The following is a 23,412-nucleotide window of genomic DNA, read 5'->3' as shown; positions in this document are numbered from 1 at the left end:
TGCAAGTGAAGAAAGCAGAGAACTATATTGATAATGTGCAGTTTTTCACCTTATGTAACAGGTGTAAATGTTGCTGTATCAGTATGGACTTCTTTGCAGAAAAAAAAACGAAAAAAATATGTAATTATTTGGTAGTTCCAAATAATTTTGTACTCTCTCTCTCTCTCTCTCTCTCTCTCTCTCTCTCTTAGGCTAGGCCTATTTCCGATTTCGATTTCTTATTTTCCTTTATGCGCGCATGAACTATGTCGCGCTGATGTTGCAGGCAAAGGACTGTCCAAGGTTTTCTTTGCTTTTTTGTACTATTTCGTTTTCTGCGGAAAAGGAGAAATAGGAAAGATCCTATTTTTACAATACTACAATGAAACTACAATGAACGGAGGAATCGTAAGATTATTAGATGCAAAGATGTTTTTAGCTACTGACAAATGTCGGGGAAACCGGTATCGGTCCGTCGTGTCTTGAAACGAAGAACATTCCTAACCTTCCACATAACATTTTTAAACAATATAAAAATAACACAGTATGAAGAAAGAAAAACTAAGCGAACGGAAAATTTACCTAAAACCATCCGCCTCGTCCCTCTACATCGACAGTGACAGTTATCTGCTGACTGGTAGTCCTGATACGGACTTCAAACCCCATGTAGTTCCACCTACTGATGAAGATGGGGACGACGATGACGATATCGAAGGCTGATAGATTTCAGATGCAGTAAAGAGTAAAGAACAAAAAGTAAAAAGTAAAAAAGTAAAAATGAAGAAGATATTCTTACATTATGTATTTTCAGCCCTCTTTGTGGGCGGTGTAGTGCTGTCGGCCGTCTCTTGTGCCGATGATGACTTAATGTCTGGACAAGGAGGTGCCGGTGATGTCTTAGTAGGCTTCAACGTAAACGATGTACAGACCCTGTCTATCAGCGGTTCAGGTGGCACGACACGTAGTGTCTTATCTGCAAGTCTTTCCGATGCCGACTTCTCAGGCCGCCGTCTGGAGGTACAGAGTAACAATAAGAACGATATCTGCCTGATAGAGACTACTGTTGAGGGTGTAAACCCTGTGAGGGATAATCCTGCCACTCGTGCCGAGATAAAGACTGCCATTGACGGTGACTTTTCAACGACAGGTCTGCGTAGCGGTGCTGCCACCAGTATCCTGACTACTCCAGAGTGGTTCCACGCCGAGAAGACGACGAGTGACGGCAAGCTCTACACCCCTATCAAATGGGAATGGTCGCTCCCTCACGCCTGCTTCTTTTCCGTATTCCCTTCAAAGGAGAATTATACGAAGATGAACATCGGCAAAACTTCTGCTGCGAAGGGAAGCCCTACCGTGGACTTCGAGACGGAGTCTGACGTAACGAAGCAGGTAGACTTCATGACGGCTTGCACGGGCCACGTACATTATGCCACGCATGGGGTTTCTCCGACAGCTGACCTCGACTTTCGCCACGCCCTCACTGCCATTCGCTTCGCTGTTGGTCAGAACCTTTCTTGGAATAAGTATATTGACCGTGTCGAGTTGCGCAATGCTGTGATGAAGAGCAAGTATACGCTCTCCAAGGAGTTTAGCGGTGCTGGTGCCACATGGGATCACTCCGCCGATGTACGCGGTACTGCCATTCTCTCGGACATCGTAGTCAGCACCGCCTACAACCCCAACACGACTGTCATGGGCAAGCCGGGAGACAACTACACATTCTTCATGATACCGCAGGTGCTTACGGGCAAGGGCGTGAAAGCTTACATCCACTTCACAGACGGTACAGAGATAAACGTTGACCTCAAGGGCGAATGGAAAGCCGGCACCACCCGTACCTACAAGATAAGCCAAAAGCACTCTGACTGGACCTACGTTCTCACCTCGACCAACCCGTCCCGTCCTGCCAACTATGATGAGACCACCTCACAGCACTACACCATTACCAGTTACCGTGAGAAGGACGGAGAGCAGCAGGCTGTGTCTTGGAAGGTTATCGGCTACGACGCCAATGGTGACGGCAATTTCTCTATGTCAGAGAAGCCGGATTGGTTGGTCGGTCTTAGTAAAAATGAAGGCGATGGAGGCGTGGTGGCCGAGACTGGGACAGCTATGCTTAAGAAGGCAGAAGTGAAAGACTTGTTGTTTTCACGTAACGAGGAACTCAAGAAAGCTATACCCTTAGGTAGTGCTGGTAACTACTATGACCTTTCTACGATGGGTGGACATACTGCTCGCAGTACTGCCAACTGCTATGTTATCTCAGCTCCAGGTTACTACCGCATCCCACTTGTTTACGGTAATGCTATAGAGAAAGGCAAATATAATCCAAATTCTTATACCTGTGATGTTCTTTCAGGTTCATCTTCTAAAGATCCACATATATTACGCAAGTTTAGGGATCACAACAACCAAGCTATCACGGATCCTTGGATAGAAAAAACCAACGGAAGAGCCTATGCCGGTGTCAACGGTGCCAAAATTGTCTGGGCCGACAAAGCTGATCTCGTTCACCTTACTGCCGGAACTGCTGTCATTTCACACGACGCTTCCGGTAATGCCTTCCTGCAGTTTGAGGTCAAGACTTCCGACATCAAGAGTGGTAATGCTGTGATTGCTGCGACAAAGAACGGAACGGTTGTCTGGTCATGGCATTTGTGGTTCACTCCACAGAGCGCACTCACTCCAATTGAGGTCACGAACCATCAGGGTGTGAAATACAACTTCACTACCGAGGCCCTCGGCTGGACACCCACCCAATGGGAGAGTACCGCCTACCATACCCCCCGCAGTGTAAAGTTCCGTGTCGAACAAGACCTTGTTAACAACGGCATAAAGCAGTACACTGACATTACCATCACACAGAACCCCGGAATTATCAGAAGAGGTTATGCGACGCTCTACCAGTGGGGACGTAAGGATGCCTTCCCAGGTGTTGATGAAACAACACTTGCTCAAGGCTCGATCAAAAAGGAAAAAGTCGAAGCTGTTAACGGTAATATTTTCGTCAATCTTATTCAAAATCCTCAAACTTTCTATGTCCATAGCACATTATGGGACTCCGGGAATGCTTCTATTGAAGATTATTCTTACTTGAACCTTTGGTCTGCCATCAGTCATGCAGAAACACTTTCTGAAGATGGTAATGATGCGCCTGTCATTAAGACTGTTTACGATCCTTGTCCTGTCGGCTTTAAGATGCCTGCCTCTAATGCCTTTACTGGCTTTACCGACACTGGTAAATCTGAAGGAGGAACACCTACTTATATGAGTAATCTCAACATTGATGGAATTACCGATCCCAATAAGTTCAAAAACAACTTCGGTCATGATTTTTGGACAAACAGTAATAAGGATGTTACCATCTATTTCCCTGCTTTGGGTAATCGCAGCGACAAAGACGGTACTTTGCGAGCTGTTGGCATCATAGGCTCCTTTTGGTCGGCAGTTCCAGGCAGTATTTCCCAAGGTTGTGGTCTGTTCATATATGACACCATGGTGTACCCTGTACAAAGCTACTATCGGGCTGGAGCTAATGGTGTCCGTCCTGTCACGGAATAATTCAATTTGTTATTGGTAGTGTTGTTAGCTACTTGCAAGGTTTATTTTTCATTCTTACTCTTTGGGTAGATGAGGGATTGTCAAAATCCAAATTAACGACTTGATGACTTTTAATTTGTAAGCAGTGTACTTTTTAGAATAAAAAAAGACCATTTCTTTACTCGAACACGAGTCTTGAAATGGTCTTTTTCTATTGGATTATTTTAAACTGTAAGACTTTCAAAAGGGCATTTACACTTTTGCGTACCCTCACACCCTTAAGAAATGGAATAGAAGTAATAGAAATTTCCTGTGGTTGGAAGAAAATTCGCTACGGTAAGAAATTTATGCATCCACGGTTGGGAACAAGTGTTCTGCAAAATGGATTCTTCCATTCATAGGAATTTTAATATTGTGGAACACTCTCCAAGTTTTCTGTATCCTGTTCTTTTCCATGAATCTCTCACAGACTCCACGGAGCATATCTTTTTATCTTTCTGTGTGAAAAGTCTGGATAAAACCTTGATTTGTTGCAGGGTAATTTTCCTATGTGGATAATTAATCGTAACTTTGCAAACGTTTTTCAAGCTAAAGATTGTTTATTTATGGACGAGAATCAGATGGCATCTTCCAAGAAGATCCTTCGCAGAAAACTTGATTTACTCCTGAGAACAGGACAGATTCTTATGGAGAGTTCGGCAGATACGAGCCGCGTGAAACGTAATATGGAACGTACGGCGGCTTACCTTGGACTGCCCAAGGAAAATCTGCACATGGACATCGGTTATTACATCCTTCAGGTAAATGTGAGTGACGAGACACACAGCTTCTCGAAGATGCAGCGTTGTGACAAGCACGTAATCAATATGCTTGCCATTCAGGAAATCTCGAAACTTTCGTGGCGCGCCATCCAGGAGGATTATTCTCTGGACAGATATGAAGAAGAACTTGAGAAGATTGCTCACGGCAGACATTATTATACAGACTGGATGATAGCCATCGGGGCGGGCTTTGCCTGTGGCGGTTTCTGCATCCAGTTTGGCTGCGACTGGACGGCGTTCTTCTATGCCTCCCTTGCTGCCATCTTCGGCAACCGTCTGCGGATGTACCTGAACCATTCCGGTTCGAACGTCTATGCCAATTTTGCAATTGCGGCTTTCGCCAGTACGATTCTGGCATGGCTGTCGTCTTATCTGTCGTTCCCTTCTGTTCAGGAAGCACTGCCTGCGTTCCTTCGCCCCATCCTGTACAGTTCGACCCCATGGCATCCGCTTCTTGCCTGTGCGCTTTACATTGTCCCGGGTGTTCCTTTGATTAATGCGGTCAACGACTTGCTGGACAATCATATCAATACTGGATTGGTCCGGTCGATGAACACGCTGCTCATTGTAGTCTCTATGGCGTTCGGCATTGCAATCGCCATCAAGTGCGGCAGTATTGACAACTTTGTCAAGGATCTGTCCATGACACCTCACCATAATTTCATAGAGTATGCCATTGCTGCAGCCGTATCGGCTATGGGCTTTGCTACCATTTACAACATTCCTTACCGGCTGATGCCGTGGATAGCCGTCGGGGGCATTATCTGTGTATGCTCCCGCAACTTCATCAACCTCGGGCCGGCGACGGGCAATATCGGCTTGGGTCTGGGGCTGATAGTGGGTTCACTTTGCGGCTCTGCACTGATTTCGCTGATCAACATCAAGGCCGTACACCTCCTGCATACACCGCACCAGTGTATCACCATTCCCGCTGTCATCCCGATTGTCCCGGGTGTGTTGATGTACCGTGCGCTCTACGGGCTCATTGAGATGCAAGGTGTTGTCGGTGAGGTGACATTTGCAGTCCTGAACGCCATCAACGGATCGCTGGTGTTGCTTTGTATCGCTCTTGGCGTGGCCATTCCCAATATTTTCGGACGCAAGTGGATTGCACCGCACCGCAGGGCCAAGCTGGCACGTATGATTGAGGAACGCCGCCAGCGCGGCAAGTTCGTTGACTTGCATAATTTTGTCGTAGAATAGGGTTGGAGGCCTGAAGAGGCTGGTTGTGGTTTTTATAAGATGCGAGAGTACATCAAAATAAAAACCGGCGGTCTGACAACCTCCAGTCTGTAAGACGATATTTTCTAAAAATAAGGAAAAGCCTATTTCTCTGCTCACAAAGGAGTTTTGAAATGGGCTTTTCTTGTTGTGACGTTTTAAACTGTAAGACTTTCAAAAAGGCATTCGTGCTTTGACACATTCTGGTCTGTATGTGTCTTTTTATGTCCCGGCCGTTGGGAGGTCAGTTCCCAACGGCCGGGAAGTATATTCCCGGTGCTTGGGAACAGCATTCCCGACCGGTCGGGAATGCTGTTCCCTGTGCTGGTTTACATTGCGGTAACTGTCCTCGGACAGATGTTGTCTGTAATGGTACAGGGAGTGTCGGGCTGACTTCCGGCAACAGTCCTGTGCTGGAAAGAATGGAATGGGAATCTGTAAGAGACGTTGGAAGGTGTGGGCTGGGCTTATCTCGGCTTTTTCCTAATGTAATTGACGAAAGCGAACGCTGGATGGTCTGCGGTTGCAGGGTGTGTCTCTTGCGATTCAATCTCCCATGTTCCGTTGTCATAAACCGGGAAGAAGACATCAGCATGGGGTGGGGTGGCGGCGATTTCTGTGAGATAAAGCCGGTCGGCAATGCCAAGAGCCTCCTTGTAAAGACTGGCCCCGCCGATGATGAAAGTCTGTTCGCCGGCACTGATATGCTGGAGAGCCTCGTCAAGTGAAGGATAGACGTCACAGTCTGGGAAGTCAGTTTCTGTCCGGCTCAGTACGATGTTCCGACGATTGGGCAGCGCACCTTTCGGCAGGGAATGAAAAGTTCTGCGTCCCATGACAACGGTATGTCCCGTTGTCAGCTGCTTGAACCGTTTCAGGTCCTCACGGATGAAATAGACCATGTCGTTCCTGTAGCCGATGGCCCGGTCGGCAGCCACGGCGGCGATGATGTTTATGTTCATGTTCATTGTTTTTTCATACAGCTACTTCTGCTGAGATATGTGGCCAGGGATGATAATCGGTCAGTTCAAAGTCTTCGTATCTGAAGCTGAAGATATCCTTGACATCAGGGTTTATCTTCATCTTCGGCAGGGGACGTGGCTCACGGGTGAGCTGTAGTTTTGCCTGTTCCAGATGGTTCAGATAGAGATGGGTGTCGCCTGTCGTGTGGATAAATTCACCTGCCTCCAGGCCTGTCACCTGTGCCATCATCTGCAGCAGCAGGGCGTAGGAGGCTATGTTGAAGGGTACGCCGAGGAAGGTGTCTGCCGAACGCTGGTAGAGCTGGAGGGAGAGTCTTCCGTCTGCGACATAGAACTGAAAAAGACAGTGGCAGGGGGGGAGAGCCATCTCGTCGACCTCCGCCGGATTCCATGCGGTAACGAGCATACGGCGGGACTCCGGACAATGCCGGATCATTTCTACTACGTTACTGATCTGGTCGATGGTCCCTCCCTTGTAGTCGGGCCATGAACGCCACTGGTGACCGTAGACGGGACCGAGATTGCCGTTCTCGTCCGCCCATTCATTCCATATTCTCACACCATGTTCCTGCAGGTAGTGTACGTTTGTGTCACCCTTTAAGAACCACAACAGCTCATAGATGATGCTTTTCAGATGAAGTTTTTTCGTTGTCAGCAGAGGGAAGCCATCTCGCAGGTCAAAGCGCATCTGGTTGCCGAAGACGGAGAGCGTTCCTGTTCCGGTACGGTCGCCTTTCTCTGCTCCTTCTGTGAGGATGCAGTTGAGGAGATTGAGGTATTGTTGCATATTTCTTTATGTGTTTATGTTCTTTCAGTAAGGACATCCGGCTTTTCCGGCGTATGGCTGCTCTTGATCCGCCATTCCTGTGGATAGAGGTTGTTGGCACGGTTGCCGAGGTTCTTTGCAAAGCCTATCGGATGTCCCTTGTAAGCAAGCAGAACGATACCGTTCGGTGCCTCATCAGGCAGTGTGACAGCCTCGTGCCGGAGGTAGGCGATTGCCGTCGGATAATCGATTTCAACCTTTGGGTAAGCCGATTTGTCGGCAGAGAGGGAGAGTGCCAGTGTGTGGTCGGGAATGAGGTTCTTGCCTTTCAGTGTCTCCTCCTTTACGCCACAGGATAATATCCGGAGGTGTTTACGTGCTTCGGCAAGGGCCTTGTCAGATGATATTGGCGTATCGTATTTCAGTCTCTCGTCTTCTCCGCATTTGCGGATGACAGCCATGAAGAATCCTTCTCCGCGTGTCCTGCCTGGAATGAAGCGGTAGACCGGGAACGCACGAGTGTCTTGCATCGGATTCCCGATAAGCGAACCGGTAATGTTCCATGCCTTCTCCGTAGGTACGGGGAGAAGTTCTGCACCGTATTCCTTGAGAATCCATGCTACATTCTCCTCATCCTCATGGGCATTGAAGGTGCAGGTGGAATAGATAAGAATGCCTCCTGGCTTCAGATTGTCCCATATGTCGGCAATGATGCTGCGTTGGAGCTGCCGGCAGTTCTCCATGTTCTGTGTGCTCCATTCTGCAATGGCCTGCGGATCCTTGCGGAACATTCCCTCGCCTGAGCAGGGTACATCGGCCATGATGACATCGAAGAGCAGCCTGGACTTCCTGTAGTCGCCAGGATAGTTGTTGGTGACGGCAACGCCCTCATGACCGAACTTCTGTACGTTCTCTGCCAGTATCTGCGCCCGCTTCCCTATAGGCTCGTTGGAGAAAAGGAACGACCCTTCGGGCAGAACGGTGCGTGCGCAAGTCGTTTTTCCACCTGGTGCCGCACACAGATCGAGTGCCATGACGGGATGCTTCACCCAGTGGCGCAGAGCGTGGGACAGGAACATGGACGATGCTTCCTGCACATAATATACACCGGCGTGGAGCAACGGGTCGAATGTGAAGCTGGGCCGGATCGCCAGCCAATAACCTTCCCTGCACCATGGAATGGGTTGCGGCTTCAGTTCCGCATTTACCTTCCAGCTGTTCATTGACAGTTTAAAAGGATTAAGCCGGATACTTACAGGTGCCGGTTCTTCCAGTGCTTTCAGGAAAAGCTGGTAGAGCGAATCGCCGAAGAGCGTGCGGGTATAGGCTGTGAAGGCTGGGGGAAGAGGAGTGTGGGTTGCTGTCATGGGTGATGATGATAAACGATGATGGGCGATGATAAGCGAAGATGAGAAATCAGGGATTGAGGTCGATGATGATTTCATTGTCATCGCTGTTCTTTTTCGTTTTCGGCTTGGGCTGCTGCTTCAGGTTGCCCTTCTCGTCAAACATCCCGTAGGTGGTCCGGAGAACAGTGAATTCCGTCCGGCGGTTCAGCTGATTGGCAATCTCCTGTTTTTCTTTGTCGAGTTTCTTGATGAAATCTTCTGTCAGGATGTCATTTTCTTTCAGCCAGGGATATTTTTCCGTGAGCTTCCTGCGTATCTTTTGGGGGCGTTCCTTGCCATAGCCTACCGGTGTGAGACGGTCGCGGACAATACCGTGTGAGGTGAGATAGGCTACTACTGCATCCGCACGTCGCTGTGAGAGACGTTTGTTGTATTCGGCAGAACCGATGTAATCGGTGTGGGCTGAAAGCTCTATTGTTACATTCGGATTTTCTTCCAGCAGCTTGACGAGTTCGTTCAGGGCTTTCTCTGATTCCGGACGGAGCGTTGCTTTGTCGAAATCATAGAAGATGTTGTCAATCAGCACAGGGACATGCAGACCTGCCAAGGGGAACTGGAGGGTATGTTCTTTGGATGCTTCAACCGGACTGACCTTTATTTCTTCCTTGTGATTCAGGAAACCGTTGCAGGTTGCAAGGAGGACGTAACTGACGCCAGGCTGTATCTCCTGCTCGAAAGAACCGTCTCCCTTGACCGCCAGTTTCCTGTTGGTTCCGTCGTCGCCCACCATGAACACCTGTGCGGCAGGCAGCTCATAACCGTCCATCTCATAGACCCAGCCCTTGACGGTCTGTATGACTTCGGGAAGCTCGAAGCTGTAGATGTGGTCCCAGCCCCGGCCGTCTCCCCGGTTGGAAGAGAAGAAGCCTCGGTTGTGCAGCCCCTCGAAGGTCATGCCGAAATCGTCACCTTGTGAGTTAAGCGGATAGCCCGGATGCTCCAGGTGATAACGGTGGTCGCTGCCCGCCTTGGCTATGTAGATGTCGAGGCCCCCCAGTCCGCCATGTCCGTTACTGGAGAAATAAAGGTCACCGTTTGGCCGGAATGTCGGAAATTCCTCGTCTCCCGGTGTGTTGACAGGGTCTCCCAGGTTCTCTACCCCTCCTGTCGTACCTCCTGTAAGGCGTACCCGCCAGATGTCGAGACCGCCTTTCCCGCCGGGCATGTCACTTGTGAAGTAAAGCCAGTTTCCGTCTGGCGATACCGCAGGATGGGCGAAACTCGACAGGGTGTCACGGCTGATTTCCAGCTTTGTTGCCTTTCCCCATGCTGCATCCGAACGGTTGCTGACGGCTATCTGGGCGTAACGTGGGTAGCTGGGGTCGGTCAGACACTGCGTGATGTACATCTCCCTGCCATCTGCGGAGAAGGCAGGTGTTCCCTCATCCGCCTCTGTATTCAGTCCGGACACAATGACTTTCGGTGTGCCCCATTTCCCCTTTTCGTCTTTCTCACTTAGGAAGATGTCCCCGGCTTTCACTCCCGTAATGCCGCTCGGCTCGTCCCCTTTCGCCTCATTGCGCGTCGAAGTGAAATACAGCTGTTCGTATTTGTCACCATAGAGCATGGGCGAGTAGTCCTGTCGGCGCGAATTGAACACGTCCATCCGCTTCACGATGTACTTTGATCCATGCGCTTTTGCGGCAGCAGCGGTTGATGCGGCTTGCATTCCTCGGGCAATGGTCTGTTCATCAGGCAGCGAATCGAGGGCGATGCGGTATTCCTTTACAGCCTCTGTGTAGCTGCCGTTCTTCATCAGATTCTCAGCCAGTTTCCTGTGTGTTTCGCCGTTATCTTCTTTATACCGGATGGCATTCCGGTAAGCAGCAATGGCCCTTTGGAAAGATGAGATGCGACTGTAGCAGTCTGCCAGCTTCAATGACAGTTCGCCACGCTGGTGTCTGTCCTTGGGCGGTGTGCGCTGGTAAGCTGTTTTGAACTGTGTCGCAGCATCGTAATATTCGCCCAAGGCAAGGTACTTCTCACCTTTCTTTATATTTCGGTCCACGCCACACGCCGTCAGCATCACCGTGATGGTGGCGGCCAGGAGAATATCCTTCCGTTGGCTGCGGAGTATGTGCAAAAGACTTAGATGGTTCATATTATGATATAACGCTGACACTATCGATTTTATTGCCTTTGTCGTTCTGATTGTCTGTGTGATGAAGCAATGGGTCCGCCAAACCCGCTCACAGTTCCACAACTGTGATGCCAGCACCGCCGAACTGTACATGCTCATCACGATAGCTTTTTACATTCGGTATGCTGGCAAGATACTGGCGGATGAGCTGGCGCAGTATGCCATTGCCTTTTCCATGGAGAATCCGAACCTGTCCAGCTCCCACAAGGATGGCATCATCGATGAAGTATTGCACCTGGTTCAGGGCCTCGTCAGCTCTCATGCCCCGTACGTCGAGCTCCTGATGGAACTGGTTACGGTGCTTGTCGATGGTCTCACGGGTCTCGCGGCTGTAATTATATGCCTGGAACTGTTGCTGTTCCGTTTGTAGGGAGGCAGCATCTACGTGCTCCAGACGGCTCATGGCCATCTTTGTTCGCATATCGCCAAAGATGACAGTCGCCTGTTTTCCATCGATAGCCTCTACCTTCCCGATGGTCGTAAGACCTTTTATCCTTACGGCATCACCTACATTCACCACACCGCCCGTCTGCTGTTTCCGCACCGCATTCTTCAGTGCTTCTGCGGCTGCCTGCTGCTTCCCGGCTCTTTCTTTCAGGTGTTGTTCGTGCCGTTCCTTGCGGCTCTTTATTTTGTCGACTTTCTTTTGGAAGTCCTCATCTGACAGCAGTCCGCTGTCCTTCATCTTCTTTTTATTGTTTTTTCCGGGTTTGTCAAGCTGACTTGAAGACTGCAAGCCCTCCTCGTAGGCTGCAAGCTCCTGCCGTATGCGCTTGGTTTCTTCTTTTTCGGCCTGCTTCTCCCTGATTTCACGGATGGTGTTTTCTATACGCCGGTTGCTCTCCTTGATGATTTCCTCAGCCTGTTCCTTTGCCCGTCTGAGAATGTCCTTGCGGCTTTGTTCCAGTGTGGCGATGTCCTTCTCATACTGTGCAATCCGCTTCTCCAGCTCCTTTTCATGGCTGTGGATGGTCTGCCGTTTGCTCTCCCAGTAACGTTTATCCCTGACAATATCCTGCAAATATTTGTCACTCTGAATATAGTCTGAACTGACAATGTCTGCTGCATCATGGATTACCTCTTCGGGTATTCCTGTCTTCCGGGCAATCTCGATGGCGAACGAACTGCCCGGTCTTCCGATGGCGAGCTGGAAGAGCGGGCGCATCTCATGGCGGTCGTAGAGCATCGCACCGTTGGCTGTTCCAGGATGGTTTTCGGCGAAGTGCTTGAGATTCTGATAGTGCGTCGTGATTACCGCCCAGACGTGTTTCTTCCAGAACTGGCGCAGGACCGCCTCCGCAATGGCACCGCCGATCTGCGGCTCGGTGCCTGTTCCGAACTCGTCGATAAGGATGAGCGTGTGTTCGGTAGCATGGCGCATCATGATTTTCATGTTCATCAGGTGAGAGGAATAGGTGCTGAGGTCGTTCTCGATGCTCTGTTCGTCGCCGATATCAATCATGATGTCCGTAAAGATCCCTGTCGTGGAACGGTCGCCGACAGGGATGGACAGCCCGCATTGGAGCATATATTGCAGCAGTCCCACCGTCTTCAGACAGACCGATTTGCCACCGGCATTAGGCCCGGAGATAATCAGGAGATGCTTGTCCTTGGTGAGCTGTATGTCAAGCGGGACCACAGATGGGGGTACGTTCCCTGTCTTATACTCCTCTTCCGATAGGATATTGTCTTCCTGTAGAGAAATCTCGTCATTTGAGTCTTTATCCGCATGGCTGTTGTCCGTTAATGACAGACGATTTGCATCTTTCCTGCTTTTGCGCTCCAAAGACAGCTGTAAGAGCGGATGTACAGCCCTTATCCAGTCGATATGTGGTTTGTCGCTCACCTCTGGCTCAAAGCTTCGGAAGAGCCTGGCAAGTTCGGCTTTTGCACGGATGAAGTCTACTGCCGCCATGAGGCTGTATGAATCGAGGATTTCCGGCACGTTCGGACGCATCTTTTTGGCAAACTCTGTGAGGATGCGGATGATTTCTCGGCGTTCATCATTTTCAAGTTCTCGGATTCTGTTGTTGGCTTCCACAACCTCGGAAGGTTCAATGTACACAGTGCGTCCGGTGGCACTTTCGTCATGGACGATACCTGATATTCTTCGTTTTAGGCCTGGGGCGACGGGGATGACCAGTCGCCCGTCGCGCAGGGTAGGCGTAACGTCTTTCTCGACAAGTCCTTCCGCCTGTGCCGAATGCAGGATGCTGTAAAGCGTCCGTGAGATACTCCCCTCCGTCCGGGAAAGTTCCCGACGAATCTGCAGCAGGTCGGGTGATGCGTTGTCACGCATCTTGCCGAATTTATCGATGATCTGTGAGATGCGCTGTACAAGTATGGGAAAGGTTGCAATACCGTCTGCAAGCGCATAGAGGGCGGGAGTGTAGTGGCGTATCTCTCCCTGTTCGGTTTCTTCTCCACGGCTCAGGAAGCTGACGATAGCAATGATGGTCTCCAGTGAACGCTTCAGATCGAACAGTTCCTCCACTTCCATGTGTGTCCCCTCCAGCCGTATTCTCGACACGCTTTCGCGTACGTCGAAGAAGTTGTCCAGCGGAAAATCATCCTGTCCCTCCTGTATCCGGCGGAACTCCCTGATTTCTTCCATCCATGTGTTTATCTGTCCGGCATCTGTGGAAAAGCTCATTTCGTCTACCCGCTCCTTGCCCAATGGTGACAGGCAGCGTTCTCGGAGGAGGGTTCTTATTTCGGTGAAACCGATTTTCTGTTCGAAGTTCTTGGGATATATCATCGTCTTATTTTCATTTTGTCATTTAATGGAAAGAGACATGGCCGGAAAGTCGTTCATGAGTACCTGTCCGTTGCTGCAGTCTTCTGGACTGCAAAATTACAAAATGTTTCTGTAAAACAGCGGGCAGAGGTGCAGAACCTTGCTCGCATAGTCTGCAATCCGGCGATATGCTTTCTGCGGCTATCTGTTAGACAATCTGTCGCCCCTCTGCTTCTTCTCCTTTCTTTCTTCCTTTTTTTCTATTCGTTTTTCCTCTTCCGAAAAGAATTTACAAAGTCACGTATTCAGCATTTGGGGAATGCAAGTCGGAATAACCTTTTCCCCATTTCGTAACTTTCAGATAATGATGTGGTTATGCTTGCTCTTGGGAAAAGGTGCTTAGTTGGATTCCAACTAAGCATTGATTGAAGCTCTATTAAGCCCTAGTAAGGTCTCAAGTAAGGCTTAGTTAGACCGCAGGTAAGGGTAAAGAGGAAACCTGTATGACTTTATTATGACATAACTGGTGATTTTCAATCTTTTAGGTGTGCGTAGCAGAACGGAGAAATCAGTCAACCTCCTCTTCAGTTGTTCCCCTCCGCTATCTTCCTTCTTCAGGCTGAAAGACGGTAGGTAGGTTCTAAAGTCAGTATATTGGCGATTCATCCGGAGGCCCTGTCTGGCAAGCTATTCTTCCTGAAAGAAAGTTTTCTTTGTTTCACCTGCATCGTAATCCGGGATTTTTTGTGTAAATTTGCACTGTACTCTACAGACAGTTTTCCCGTCCCGTAGACCTATGGGCGGGATGGAACTAACTGATGCCTTATAATATGAGAAAACTGTTTTTCGCAACCCTGTTTATATTTGCCCAGACGGCCCTGTACGCCCAGACGGACAATGTGCTCCTGAACCGCATTCTCCGGCAGGTCAGGCTCTTCCCGCAAGAAAAGACGTATGTCTGTACTGATGCTGACAGCTATCAGGCAGGGCAGCGCATCCATTTCCGTGTTTTTCTGGTGAATGCCATCACGCATCAGCCTGACAGCCTCAGCCGTTATGTGTATGTAGAACTGCTGGGGCCGGACCGGCTTGTCGTGAAGCGTGTTCGTCTGCTTCGAAGCGATCAGGGATTTGTGGGGCAGATAGATATTCCTGAAGGTGTGGCGGCGGGGCGTTATATGCTTCGTTCCTATACAAGGAACATGCTGGATCTGGAGGGATACGAAAGCCTGAAAAGCATCTTTATCGGAGGATACGGCCGGCTGTTGCCGCATAAGTATGCGTGTCCTTCCGGGCCGCAGAAGGAAAAGAGGGAGAAACTCCTGGACATCAGTCAGTCGGGAGAAGATATTCATGTGAAACTGACAGGCGTGTCTGACAGGATACAGAAAGAATACTGGCTGCTGGCACACTGCCGTTCTGTTCCGTTCTATTATGGAAAGATTTACGGGGATAAGGAGACGATTCTTCATGGAGACAGCCTTGTCCAAGGCGGAGTCTGTTCTTTCCTGCTGCTTGACAGTAATTTTGATGTGGTTGACGAGCAGCTCAGGTTTCTGTTCCCGGAGAAAGAACAATGTCCTGTCTCGGTGAAGTGGGACGATGCACACAGGACGGCAGAGGGGCTTGTTCCATTTCTTGTCGAAGCAGAGGGACTGAAGCCGGATGAGACGATGGACGTCTCGTTGCGTCTCGAGCGTGTTGAGTCGGATAATCGCAAAGGAAGCTCCGGTATTTTCAACCATTTGCTGTTTGACAGCGACCTGTATTGTTTCCCGGAGGAACCGTCCTCGGTTCTCGATGAAAAGGATACGTTGAAGGAACTTCTTGAAGGGAACGTCTGGCGCAGATACCGTATGGGTGACGTGATGAAAGGAGACTGTAGGAAAGGAGGAAACGGTGCAGAGATTTCGGCGGTAATACGTGGGAAGGTGGAGACACTGGCAGGCCACCGGCCGATAAAGGACGGCATAGTGAATCTGATATCACCTGACAAAGGATTTTATGCAACTGCAAAGACCGATGAAAAGGGATGTTTTTCTTTCGAGGGAATGGATTTCCCGGAAGGCACGCAATATGTCCTGAATGCGTTTACAAAGACCGGGAAGTCGTGGGTGAGACTGCTGCTGGATGAAGATGTGTTCCCCCCTTATGCAGGAGCGGTGCCTCCGTTTGAATGGAGCGGTGATGATACGGTGCGCGTCGATGCTACGCTGGACATTCCGGACGGAAGTATCCGGATGGAAGAGGTTCATGTGTTCAGCCATCGTCCCAGTTATGCTTCCCGCTCCGACCCTTATGCCCATGCAGCCGATTTTTCCTTCGGACTGCGCGACATCGAGGACATCGGTGCGACCTGTCTGCACGAACTGCTGAGAAGAGTCCCGGGTGTCACAGTGGAGTTTGGGAAGTGCTATGTCAGGGGTGGTGTGACGGTGGGCGGCCGTCGTCCGGCGGCCGTCGCAATCGACGGTATATTTGTCAATGAAGACTATGACCTGGACAATATTCAGATGGCCGACGTGGAAAGAGTAGATGTATTCAAGAGCGGTTCGACGGTTATCTGGGGAGCAATCGGCGGTATGGGTGTTATCTCCATCACGACGAAGAAAGGCGACTTCAAGGCGGCCGATGTACCACTGACAAATACGAAGGCATTTACCACCCTGGGTTACCAGGTGCCGCAGGGCTATACTCCCAGCCGGCGTACACCCATCTGGAGGCCTTCCCTGCGTGGCCGCAGCTTTCGTCTGCTGCTGCCGGAAACCTTCCATAAGGATTATAGAATTGTCATCGAAGGAGTGACGAGTGAGGGACGAATCGTTTGTTTTGCAGGAGAATAAGGTGGAGGCTGTCTGTCTGGACTGATGGGACAGCAGGTTTCTTGGAGTGTCCCTGTGCGTTTCCCCATCGGAATGTCCTATGTTCGTTATACTAATTTAATAGTTCTTTTTTGTTTTTTACATGGAGAACTTCCATGCTGACTGGATAATATTATACTTTTGCAGTACTGTTTGGGATAAACAGGATCAGAAAGAGTAGAAAAGATTGCAAGTATGGACAAACAGGTTTTTCAAACCGATTCGAAACAACGATGGAATCGGTTCAAATGGACGTTGCGTGTTATTGTGACGATTGTATTGTTGCTGGGAGTGGTTTTTCTGGCGATGTTTGCCTTGGAGGAAAGCCCTCAGATGCCTTTCCGTCACGACTACCGCAAGGTGGTCTTGGCCAGTACGCCTTTTCTGAAGGACAGTAAGACGGCGAAGACCTACAAGTCGTTCCGCGATTTCTTCAAGGAACAGAAGATGCACAGTAACTATGCAGGTGTTGCGGCAAGGCAGCACCGTTTCGTAGGCAAAGCAGACCGTGTTACGGCAAAGTACATTGCGGAATGGACAGATCCACGTATGGGCGTCCGTTCGGCATGGTATGTGAACTGGGATAAGCACGCTTATCTGTCATTGAAAAACAACCTGAAACATCTCAATATGGTGCTGCCGGAGTGGTTCTTCATCAACCCCAGAACGGACAAGATAGAGATAAGGATAGACCGTCGTGCCTTGAAGTTCATGCGCCATGCAGGCATACCGGTTCTGCCCATGCTGACGAACAACTATGGCTCTGCTTTCCGTCCGGAAGCTATCGGACGTATTATGCGGAATGATCGAAAGCGCATGGCGATGATCAACGAGCTGGCTTCAATATGCAGGAAGAACGGCTTTTCCGGCATCAATCTTGACCTGGAGGAACTGGATATCAATGATGATGCATTGCTGATAACTCTGGTGAAGGATTTTGCGCAGGTCTTCCATTCCCAAGGTCTCTATGTGACACAGGCCGTCGCTGCTTTCAATGACGACTACAATATGCCGGAACTGGCTAAATACGACGACTACCTCTTTCTCATGGCTTATGACGAACACAATGCAGCGAGCCAGCCCGGCCCTGTCTGTTCACAGCGGTGGGTTGAGAAAGCGACGGACTGGGCTGCAAGGAATGTTCCCAACGACAAGATCGTGCTCGGTCTGGCAGCTTACGGCTATGACTGGGTGCAGGGAAAGAAAGGCGGTACTGCCGTTTCGTTCGACCAGATGATGGCTTCTGCACAGAATGCCGGAGCCGCCGTCAGCTTCAATGATGATACCTATAACCTCAATTTCTCGTATAAGAATGAGGATGACGGCAGTCTTCATCAGGTATTTTTCCCCGATGCAGCCACTACATTCAACATCATGCGCTTCGGAGCAGAGTACCATGTAGCAGGCTATGCCGTGTGGCGGCTGGGTACGGAAGACAAGCGTATATGGCGTTTCTATGGGAAAGATATGTCATGGGAGAGTGTCGCCAGGATGTCCATCGGGCGGCTGATGCAGCTTAGCGGTACGGATGATGTCAACTTCGTCGGTGCCGGTGAGGTGCTGAATGTGACCTCAGAACCTCATCCGGGGAAGATCGCCGTGAGCATTGACAAGGACAACCGGCTGATAACAGAAGAACATTATAGGGAACTTCCCGCCACATACACCGTTCAGCGGCTGGGCCGATGCGGGGACAAGCAGCTTGTCCTCACCTTCGATGACGGGCCTGATGCGCACTGGACGCCGTCGGTGTTGAGTACGCTGAAAAAGTATCGTGTGCCTGCGGCTTTCTTCATGGTGGGATTGCAGATGGAGAAGAACCTCCCTCTTGTGAAGCAGGTCTATGATGCCGGAAACACGATAGGAAACCACACTTTCACCCATCATGACATGGCAGAGAACTCCGACCAGCGTTCGTTTGCCGAGCTGAAACTGACGCGTATGCTCTTGGAAAGCATAACGGGACAGAGCACTATTCTCTTCCGCGCCCCTTATAACGCTGATGCCGACCCCACCGGTCATGAGGAGATCTGGCCGATGGTGATTGCAAGTCGGAGGAATTATCTGTTTGTCGGAGAATCTATTGACCCGAATGACTGGCAGCCGGGTGTGACGGCAGACCAGATCTACAGGCGTGTGCTGGATGGAGTACATAACGAGTACGGACATATCATCCTGCTGCATGATGCCGGCGGTTCGACACGAAAGCCGACCGTCACTGCGCTGCCCAGGATTATCGAGACGTTACAGCGCGAAGGCTATCAGTTCATCTCTCTGGAACAGTATCTCGGCATGAATCGTCAGACTCTCATGCCTCCGGTAAAGAAAGGCAAGGAGTATTATGCCATGCAGGCAAACCTCAGTCTGGCAGAACTGATTTACCATGTCAGCGACTTCCTCACGGCCCTTTTTCTGGTGTTTCTGGTTCTCGGTTTCCTGAGGCTTGTCTTCATGTATATCCTGATGATACGTGAGAAGCGGGCAGAAAACCGCCGGAGCTATGCTCCTATAGATGCCGAGACGGCACCGGCGGTGTCGGTAATCGTTCCTGCCTATAATGAAGAGGTGAATATTGTCCGCACTATTGACAATCTGAAACAGCAGGACTATCCGGCACTCCACATCTATCTGGTGGACGACGGGAGCAAAGACCATACGCTCGGAAAGGTCATGGAAAAGTTCAGCAACGACGGGAAAGTCACTGTCCTTGCAAAGAAGAACGGCGGGAAGGCATCGGCTCTGAACTATGGGATTGCAGCCTGTAAGACGGACTTTGTGGTCTGTGTCGATGCCGATACGCAGTTGCAGGCTGATGCTGTCAGCAGGCTGATGAGGCATTTCATTGCCGATGAGGCGGGTAGGGTCGGCGCCGTGGCCGGTAATGTGAAGGTGGGCAACCAGCGCAATATGCTCACTTACTGGCAGGCTATCGAGTACACGACAAGCCAGAACTTCGACCGCATGGCTTATTCTAACATCAATGCCGTCACGGTTGTTCCCGGTGCCATCGGTGCCTTCCGCAAGAAGGCGTTGGAAGAGGTCGGCGGCTTTACAACCGACACATTGGCTGAGGACTGCGACCTTACCATGAGCATCAACGAGCATGGATACGTCATTGAAAATGAGAACTATGCCGTCGCCATGACCGAAGCCCCGGAGACGGTGCGGCAGTTTGTCAAACAACGTATCCGCTGGTCCTTCGGCGTGATGCAGACTTTCTGGAAGCACCGTTCGTCACTCTTCGCCAGGTCGAAAGGCGGCTTCGGGCTGTGGGCAATGCCGAATATGCTCATCTTCCAGTACATCATCCCGACCTTCTCTCCACTGGCAGATATTCTGATGCTGCTCGGTCTGTTTACGGGTAATGCCTGGCAGATATTCCTCTATTACCTGCTGTTCCTCCTCGTGGATGCCAGTGTGTCGATCATGGCTTATATTTTCGAGCATGAACGTCTGTGGGTGTTGCTGTGGATTATTCCCCAACGCTTCTTCTATCGTTGGATAATGTATTACGTGCTTTTCAAGAGCTATCTCAAGGCAATCAAGGGCGAGCTGCAGACCTGGGGAGTGCTGAAACGGACGGGGAACGTAGAGGCCTGAGAAGGCAACGGATTCTGTCAATCGAAACAATCTTTGCAGTACCTGTAGATTCCCGGTCTTACAGAAACCGTGTTCCCGACCGTATGGGAATACGGTTCCCAGCCGTCGGGAGTTATGTTCCCGGCAGCCGGGAATAACATTCCCAACCGCTGGGAATATCTCTATAGTGTTGAAATTGACTTCTCGTCCATGCTGTTTTTCACAGGAGAAGTCCCTCTGTTACAGTCTTGTCAGCGACCTTCCTGTGTCCCATAGCAGACGTCTTGCCCAGCGGAGAACAATCATGGCACTGGCGACTGCAACGGCGGCATCAATCCAGGTGATGTCCCAGATCATGGCGCAGAGCAGTCCGATAATCGCACCGATTTCCGTCAGTGCATCGGACAGGACGTGGAGGTAGGCAGCATGGCTGTTGTAATCAGCAGTGCCGTGATGGCCGTGTAGGACAGATGCGCTGATGGTATTCGCCACCAGACCGATAGCTGCCGTGACGAGGGCAAGTCCATAATTCTGAATTGCACCATGCGTTGTCAGTCGTTCTACGGCCTCTGCTATAATGAATACGGCCATGATTATCAGAAGAATACCGCTTGTGAATGCCGACAGATTCAGGATTTTGTCTGTGTCATATTTCGTTGTCCCATTGCTTTCCAGCCGCCGTACCAATATGTATGCAGCCCAGTTAAGCCCGATGACCAGCACGTGCGAACCCATGTGGACTCCATCCGCAAAGAGTGCCATGGAGTGGGAAGAGAGGCCTACGATGACTTCGGCCAGCATTACACAGAAAGCGAAGACGACAACGAAAGAGGTCCGTTTCTCCTGAGAAGAGCGTTCTATTTTGTTCGACATTGCTACTTTTTTTATTCAAAATCCATTATAGAAAGACCGTTGGTCATGATTCCTGCCAGTCCTGAAAACACAGGTCATAATCTCGAATTATGATTCCTGCTGCTATCCATAAATTCAAATCCGAAGTCTGTCTTTCTTTTTTTACAACTGCAGTCACTTCTGATCTGATACAGCTCATCCATTCTCTGTCATTCGTCATTTTCTCTTATTTGTTGTTTCTGTCGTACATCTGATCACAGAGCGATGTGGGAATATCGGCAATCGTTTTTAGGATGATAACGTATCTGCGGTCTATGAGATTACTCCGAAGTGCAGGAAGGCATTCCGTATTCCGTCATCGTCGACGCTTGTCGTGACATAGTCGGCCGCAGCCTGTACCGCTTCATCGGCATTGCCCATGGCAACACCGATGCCTGCCGCATGGAGTATGCTCATATCGTTGCCGCCGTCGCCGAACGCAATACACTCTTCCGGACTGATGCCGATATGCTTCGTCAGTTGCAGCAGTGCATTGCCCTTGTCGGCTCCCCGCAGGGTTATGTCTGTAAATCTCGGATTCCAGCGGGCTGATATGCAGTGGGGCATGGAAGGAAGGATCAGCCTCTCGTCCTCCACACTGAAGAATGGCGTAAGCTGAAGGACAGGCTGGTGCAGCAGTGGTTCTATGGGCTGGTGGATGTCGATGTTGGTGACCCCTAAGCCACGTACAAACACATCGTCGAAGATGCTGGTGTGGTTGTGGATTCCAATGTCTTCCTTGCCGCACACCACGACGGCATAGTTCCGGCGGCTGGCATCAGTAATCATTGTGCGTACTTCTTCTTCCGGGATAGGCATCAGTGTGATGTCTTCATCGCCGATGAAGGTTCGTGCGCCGTTGAAGGTGATGTAGCCATCTATGAGGTGACGGATGGGATCTATGTTATTGATGATGGCTACAGGACGTCCTGTGGAGATAAAGATCTTCACTCCCCGCTCTTTTGCCTGCTCGATTGTTTTTATTGTCGAGGCTGGAATCTGATGTGTCTGGAATGACACCAGCGTGCCGTCAATATCGAAGAATGCTGCTTTGATTGCCATGCTGAATCTGTTTGGGCTACAAAGGTACAAAAAAGATTCCATATATTGGTTTTATCGGAAAATATGCAAAGCCCATTTGAACATGAAACGGGGTGGGGTAGAGAAGGTCTGGAGGAAGACTTCAAAACTCAGGAACAGGTCTGGAAACAGCCTTATATTCATAGAGGTCTTATATTGGGCTGGGTGCTGACAAGGCAATGTGTGGGCTTCTCTTGCTGTTATGTTTGATTGTTTTGCCGTTTTCTGTTCAACTACTTGGAATGCAACTGGACGTGGCCTGGAATATAGGCAGAGTCGGGTAACGATGTTGCTGTCCCATCTCCTTTTCTTTTGGTGTATGTTTTGTAGAGGAGAATCTGACGTTTTGTCACTTGGAATATTATAAAGTCGTTTCGTTGAGAGAGAGAAGAGTGGTTGGGCAAAGCGGCAGACAGATTGACAGAAGAAGACCCTGTATATTCTGTATTTCGCGGTTTGCAGGTAAGGTTGTTGCCCTGTGAATCCGGTCGGGCTTGCAGGAGCAGGTTTCTGTTATCAGACAATGACGGATGCTGATACGATAAAAGTGGGTCTGCCTTTCCTCATTCTTTAATTTTGTTGTAACTTTGCAGTCATGAGTAAAGGTAAGTTACAGAAATTCGCAGAGATGGAGACGTTCCGTAATGTCTTTCAATATCCTTTCAGTGTTATCAGTGAGATTCCGTTCGATATGAAGGGAGGTTGGCGTACGCAGTATTTCCATAATGACAACCCGATTGTGCTTGAATTGGGCTGTGGGAAAGGGGAATATACTGTCGGGCTGGCACGTGTCTATCCGGACATTAACTTCATCGGGGTAGATATCAAGGGCGCACGTATCTATACCGGGGCCAGACAGGCCTTGGAGGAAGGCTTGGAAAATGTGGCTTTTCTTCGTACGAACATTGAAATCATCGACCGGTTCTTCTGCGAAGACGAGGTGCAGGAGATATGGCTTACGTTCTCTGATCCTCAGATGAAGAATGTACACAAACGTTTGACATCCACCTTTTTCATGAACCGTTACCGTCGTTTTCTGGTGGATGACGGAATTATCCATCTGAAGACAGACTCAAATTTCCTCTTTACCTACACGACCTGTATGGTTAATGCAAACCATCTTCCAGTTCTTTACCGGACGGAAGATCTCTATGGCAATGTACTTGGAAGAGATGAAGCTGTTGATGGCCAGATGGACCAGAAGACGCATGAAATACTGGGTATCCATACCTATTATGAGAATCAATGGATTGAGCGTGGATTGAACATCAGGTACATGAAGTTCCGTCTGCCTCATAATGGCGAATTGGTAGAGCCTGATGTAGAGATTGAACTCGATGACTACCGCTCATACAAGCGTCCGAAGCGTAGTGGTCTGTTGACAAGCAGATAACCCGGAGATGGA

General features: G+C 49.8%; 13 protein-coding genes. 6 read left to right on the top strand and 7 right to left on the bottom strand.

Annotated elements, in window-relative coordinates; genetic code table 11:
* Nucleotides 1-525 precede the first annotated feature (525 nt).
* From DYH27_RS13375 to DYH27_RS04765, 3 genes are all read left to right on the top strand, one after another.
* Nucleotides 526-699, top strand: coding sequence for a hypothetical protein (locus DYH27_RS13375; RefSeq protein WP_169447813.1), 174 nt, complete (start codon nucleotides 526-528; stop codon nucleotides 697-699).
* Nucleotides 700-756: 57 nt separating this feature from the next.
* The gene (locus DYH27_RS04770) at nucleotides 757-3,540 is read left to right on the top strand and encodes a hypothetical protein (RefSeq protein ID WP_004354516.1); all 2,784 of its coding nucleotides are present in this window, start codon (nucleotides 757-759) and stop codon (nucleotides 3,538-3,540) included.
* A 584-nt stretch (nucleotides 3,541-4,124) separates the two neighbouring features.
* Entirely contained in the window at nucleotides 4,125-5,543 is a 1,419-nt protein-coding gene (locus tag DYH27_RS04765; protein WP_004354534.1) for a threonine/serine exporter family protein, read from the top strand.
* Between the two features lie 485 nt (nucleotides 5,544-6,028).
* Here the strand turns inward: DYH27_RS04765 and DYH27_RS04760 are convergent, their stop codons facing one another.
* The 5 genes from DYH27_RS04760 to DYH27_RS04740 all read right to left on the bottom strand — a co-directional run bounded on the left by DYH27_RS04760 (nucleotide 6,029) and on the right by DYH27_RS04740 (nucleotide 13,617).
* Complete coding sequence (locus DYH27_RS04760) at nucleotides 6,029-6,523, bottom strand: dihydrofolate reductase (RefSeq protein WP_004354535.1); 495 nt, start codon at nucleotides 6,521-6,523, stop codon at nucleotides 6,029-6,031.
* A 13-nt stretch (nucleotides 6,524-6,536) separates the two neighbouring features.
* On the bottom strand, nucleotides 6,537-7,331 hold the full coding sequence (locus DYH27_RS04755) for a thymidylate synthase (protein ID WP_004354532.1): 795 nt from the start codon (nucleotides 7,329-7,331) through the stop codon (nucleotides 6,537-6,539).
* A gap of 14 nt (nucleotides 7,332-7,345) precedes the next feature.
* Nucleotides 7,346-8,677 carry a methyltransferase RsmF C-terminal domain-like protein gene (locus DYH27_RS04750; RefSeq protein WP_004354561.1) on the bottom strand — a complete coding sequence of 444 codons (1,332 nt, stop codon included), beginning with the start codon at nucleotides 8,675-8,677 and terminating at the stop codon, nucleotides 7,346-7,348.
* A 49-nt stretch (nucleotides 8,678-8,726) separates the two neighbouring features.
* Nucleotides 8,727-10,820: a PorE family type IX secretion system protein gene (porE, locus tag DYH27_RS04745; RefSeq protein WP_025067426.1), complete on the bottom strand. Its 2,094-nt coding sequence runs from the start codon at nucleotides 10,818-10,820 to the stop codon at nucleotides 8,727-8,729.
* Between the two features lie 88 nt (nucleotides 10,821-10,908).
* A complete protein-coding gene (locus DYH27_RS04740; protein ID WP_025067427.1) occupies nucleotides 10,909-13,617 on the bottom strand; it encodes an endonuclease MutS2 in 2,709 nt (902 codons plus the stop codon).
* 809 nt (nucleotides 13,618-14,426) lie between these two features.
* Between DYH27_RS04740 and DYH27_RS04735 the strand changes: the two genes are divergently transcribed.
* Together DYH27_RS04735 and DYH27_RS04730 are read left to right on the top strand one after the other, a co-directional pair.
* Entirely contained in the window at nucleotides 14,427-16,439 is a 2,013-nt protein-coding gene (locus DYH27_RS04735) for a TonB-dependent receptor plug domain-containing protein (RefSeq protein WP_025067428.1), read from the top strand.
* A gap of 213 nt (nucleotides 16,440-16,652) precedes the next feature.
* Complete coding sequence (locus tag DYH27_RS04730; protein ID WP_025067429.1) at nucleotides 16,653-20,057, top strand: glycosyltransferase; 3,405 nt, start codon at nucleotides 16,653-16,655, stop codon at nucleotides 20,055-20,057.
* A gap of 219 nt (nucleotides 20,058-20,276) precedes the next feature.
* Here the strand turns inward: DYH27_RS04730 and DYH27_RS04725 are convergent, their stop codons facing one another.
* Both DYH27_RS04725 and DYH27_RS04720 read right to left on the bottom strand, forming a co-directional pair.
* Nucleotides 20,277-20,909 (bottom strand): cation diffusion facilitator family transporter, encoded by a 633-nt coding sequence (locus tag DYH27_RS04725; RefSeq protein ID WP_004354522.1) that lies wholly within the window; start codon nucleotides 20,907-20,909, stop codon nucleotides 20,277-20,279.
* 291 nt (nucleotides 20,910-21,200) lie between these two features.
* Nucleotides 21,201-21,989, bottom strand: coding sequence for a Cof-type HAD-IIB family hydrolase (locus DYH27_RS04720; RefSeq protein WP_025067430.1), 789 nt, complete (start codon nucleotides 21,987-21,989; stop codon nucleotides 21,201-21,203).
* Between the two features lie 613 nt (nucleotides 21,990-22,602).
* Between DYH27_RS04720 and trmB the strand changes: the two genes are divergently transcribed.
* Entirely contained in the window at nucleotides 22,603-23,400 is a 798-nt protein-coding gene (gene trmB / locus DYH27_RS04710) for a tRNA (guanosine(46)-N7)-methyltransferase TrmB (protein WP_025067432.1), read from the top strand.
* Nucleotides 23,401-23,412: the final 12 nt, after the last annotated feature.

Source organism: Prevotella denticola, from assembly GCF_900454835.1.
Classification (GTDB): domain Bacteria; phylum Bacteroidota; class Bacteroidia; order Bacteroidales; family Bacteroidaceae; genus Prevotella; species Prevotella denticola.
The sequence above is the reverse complement of the archived record's forward strand: the minus strand, read 5'-3'. Positions and strand labels throughout refer to the sequence as shown.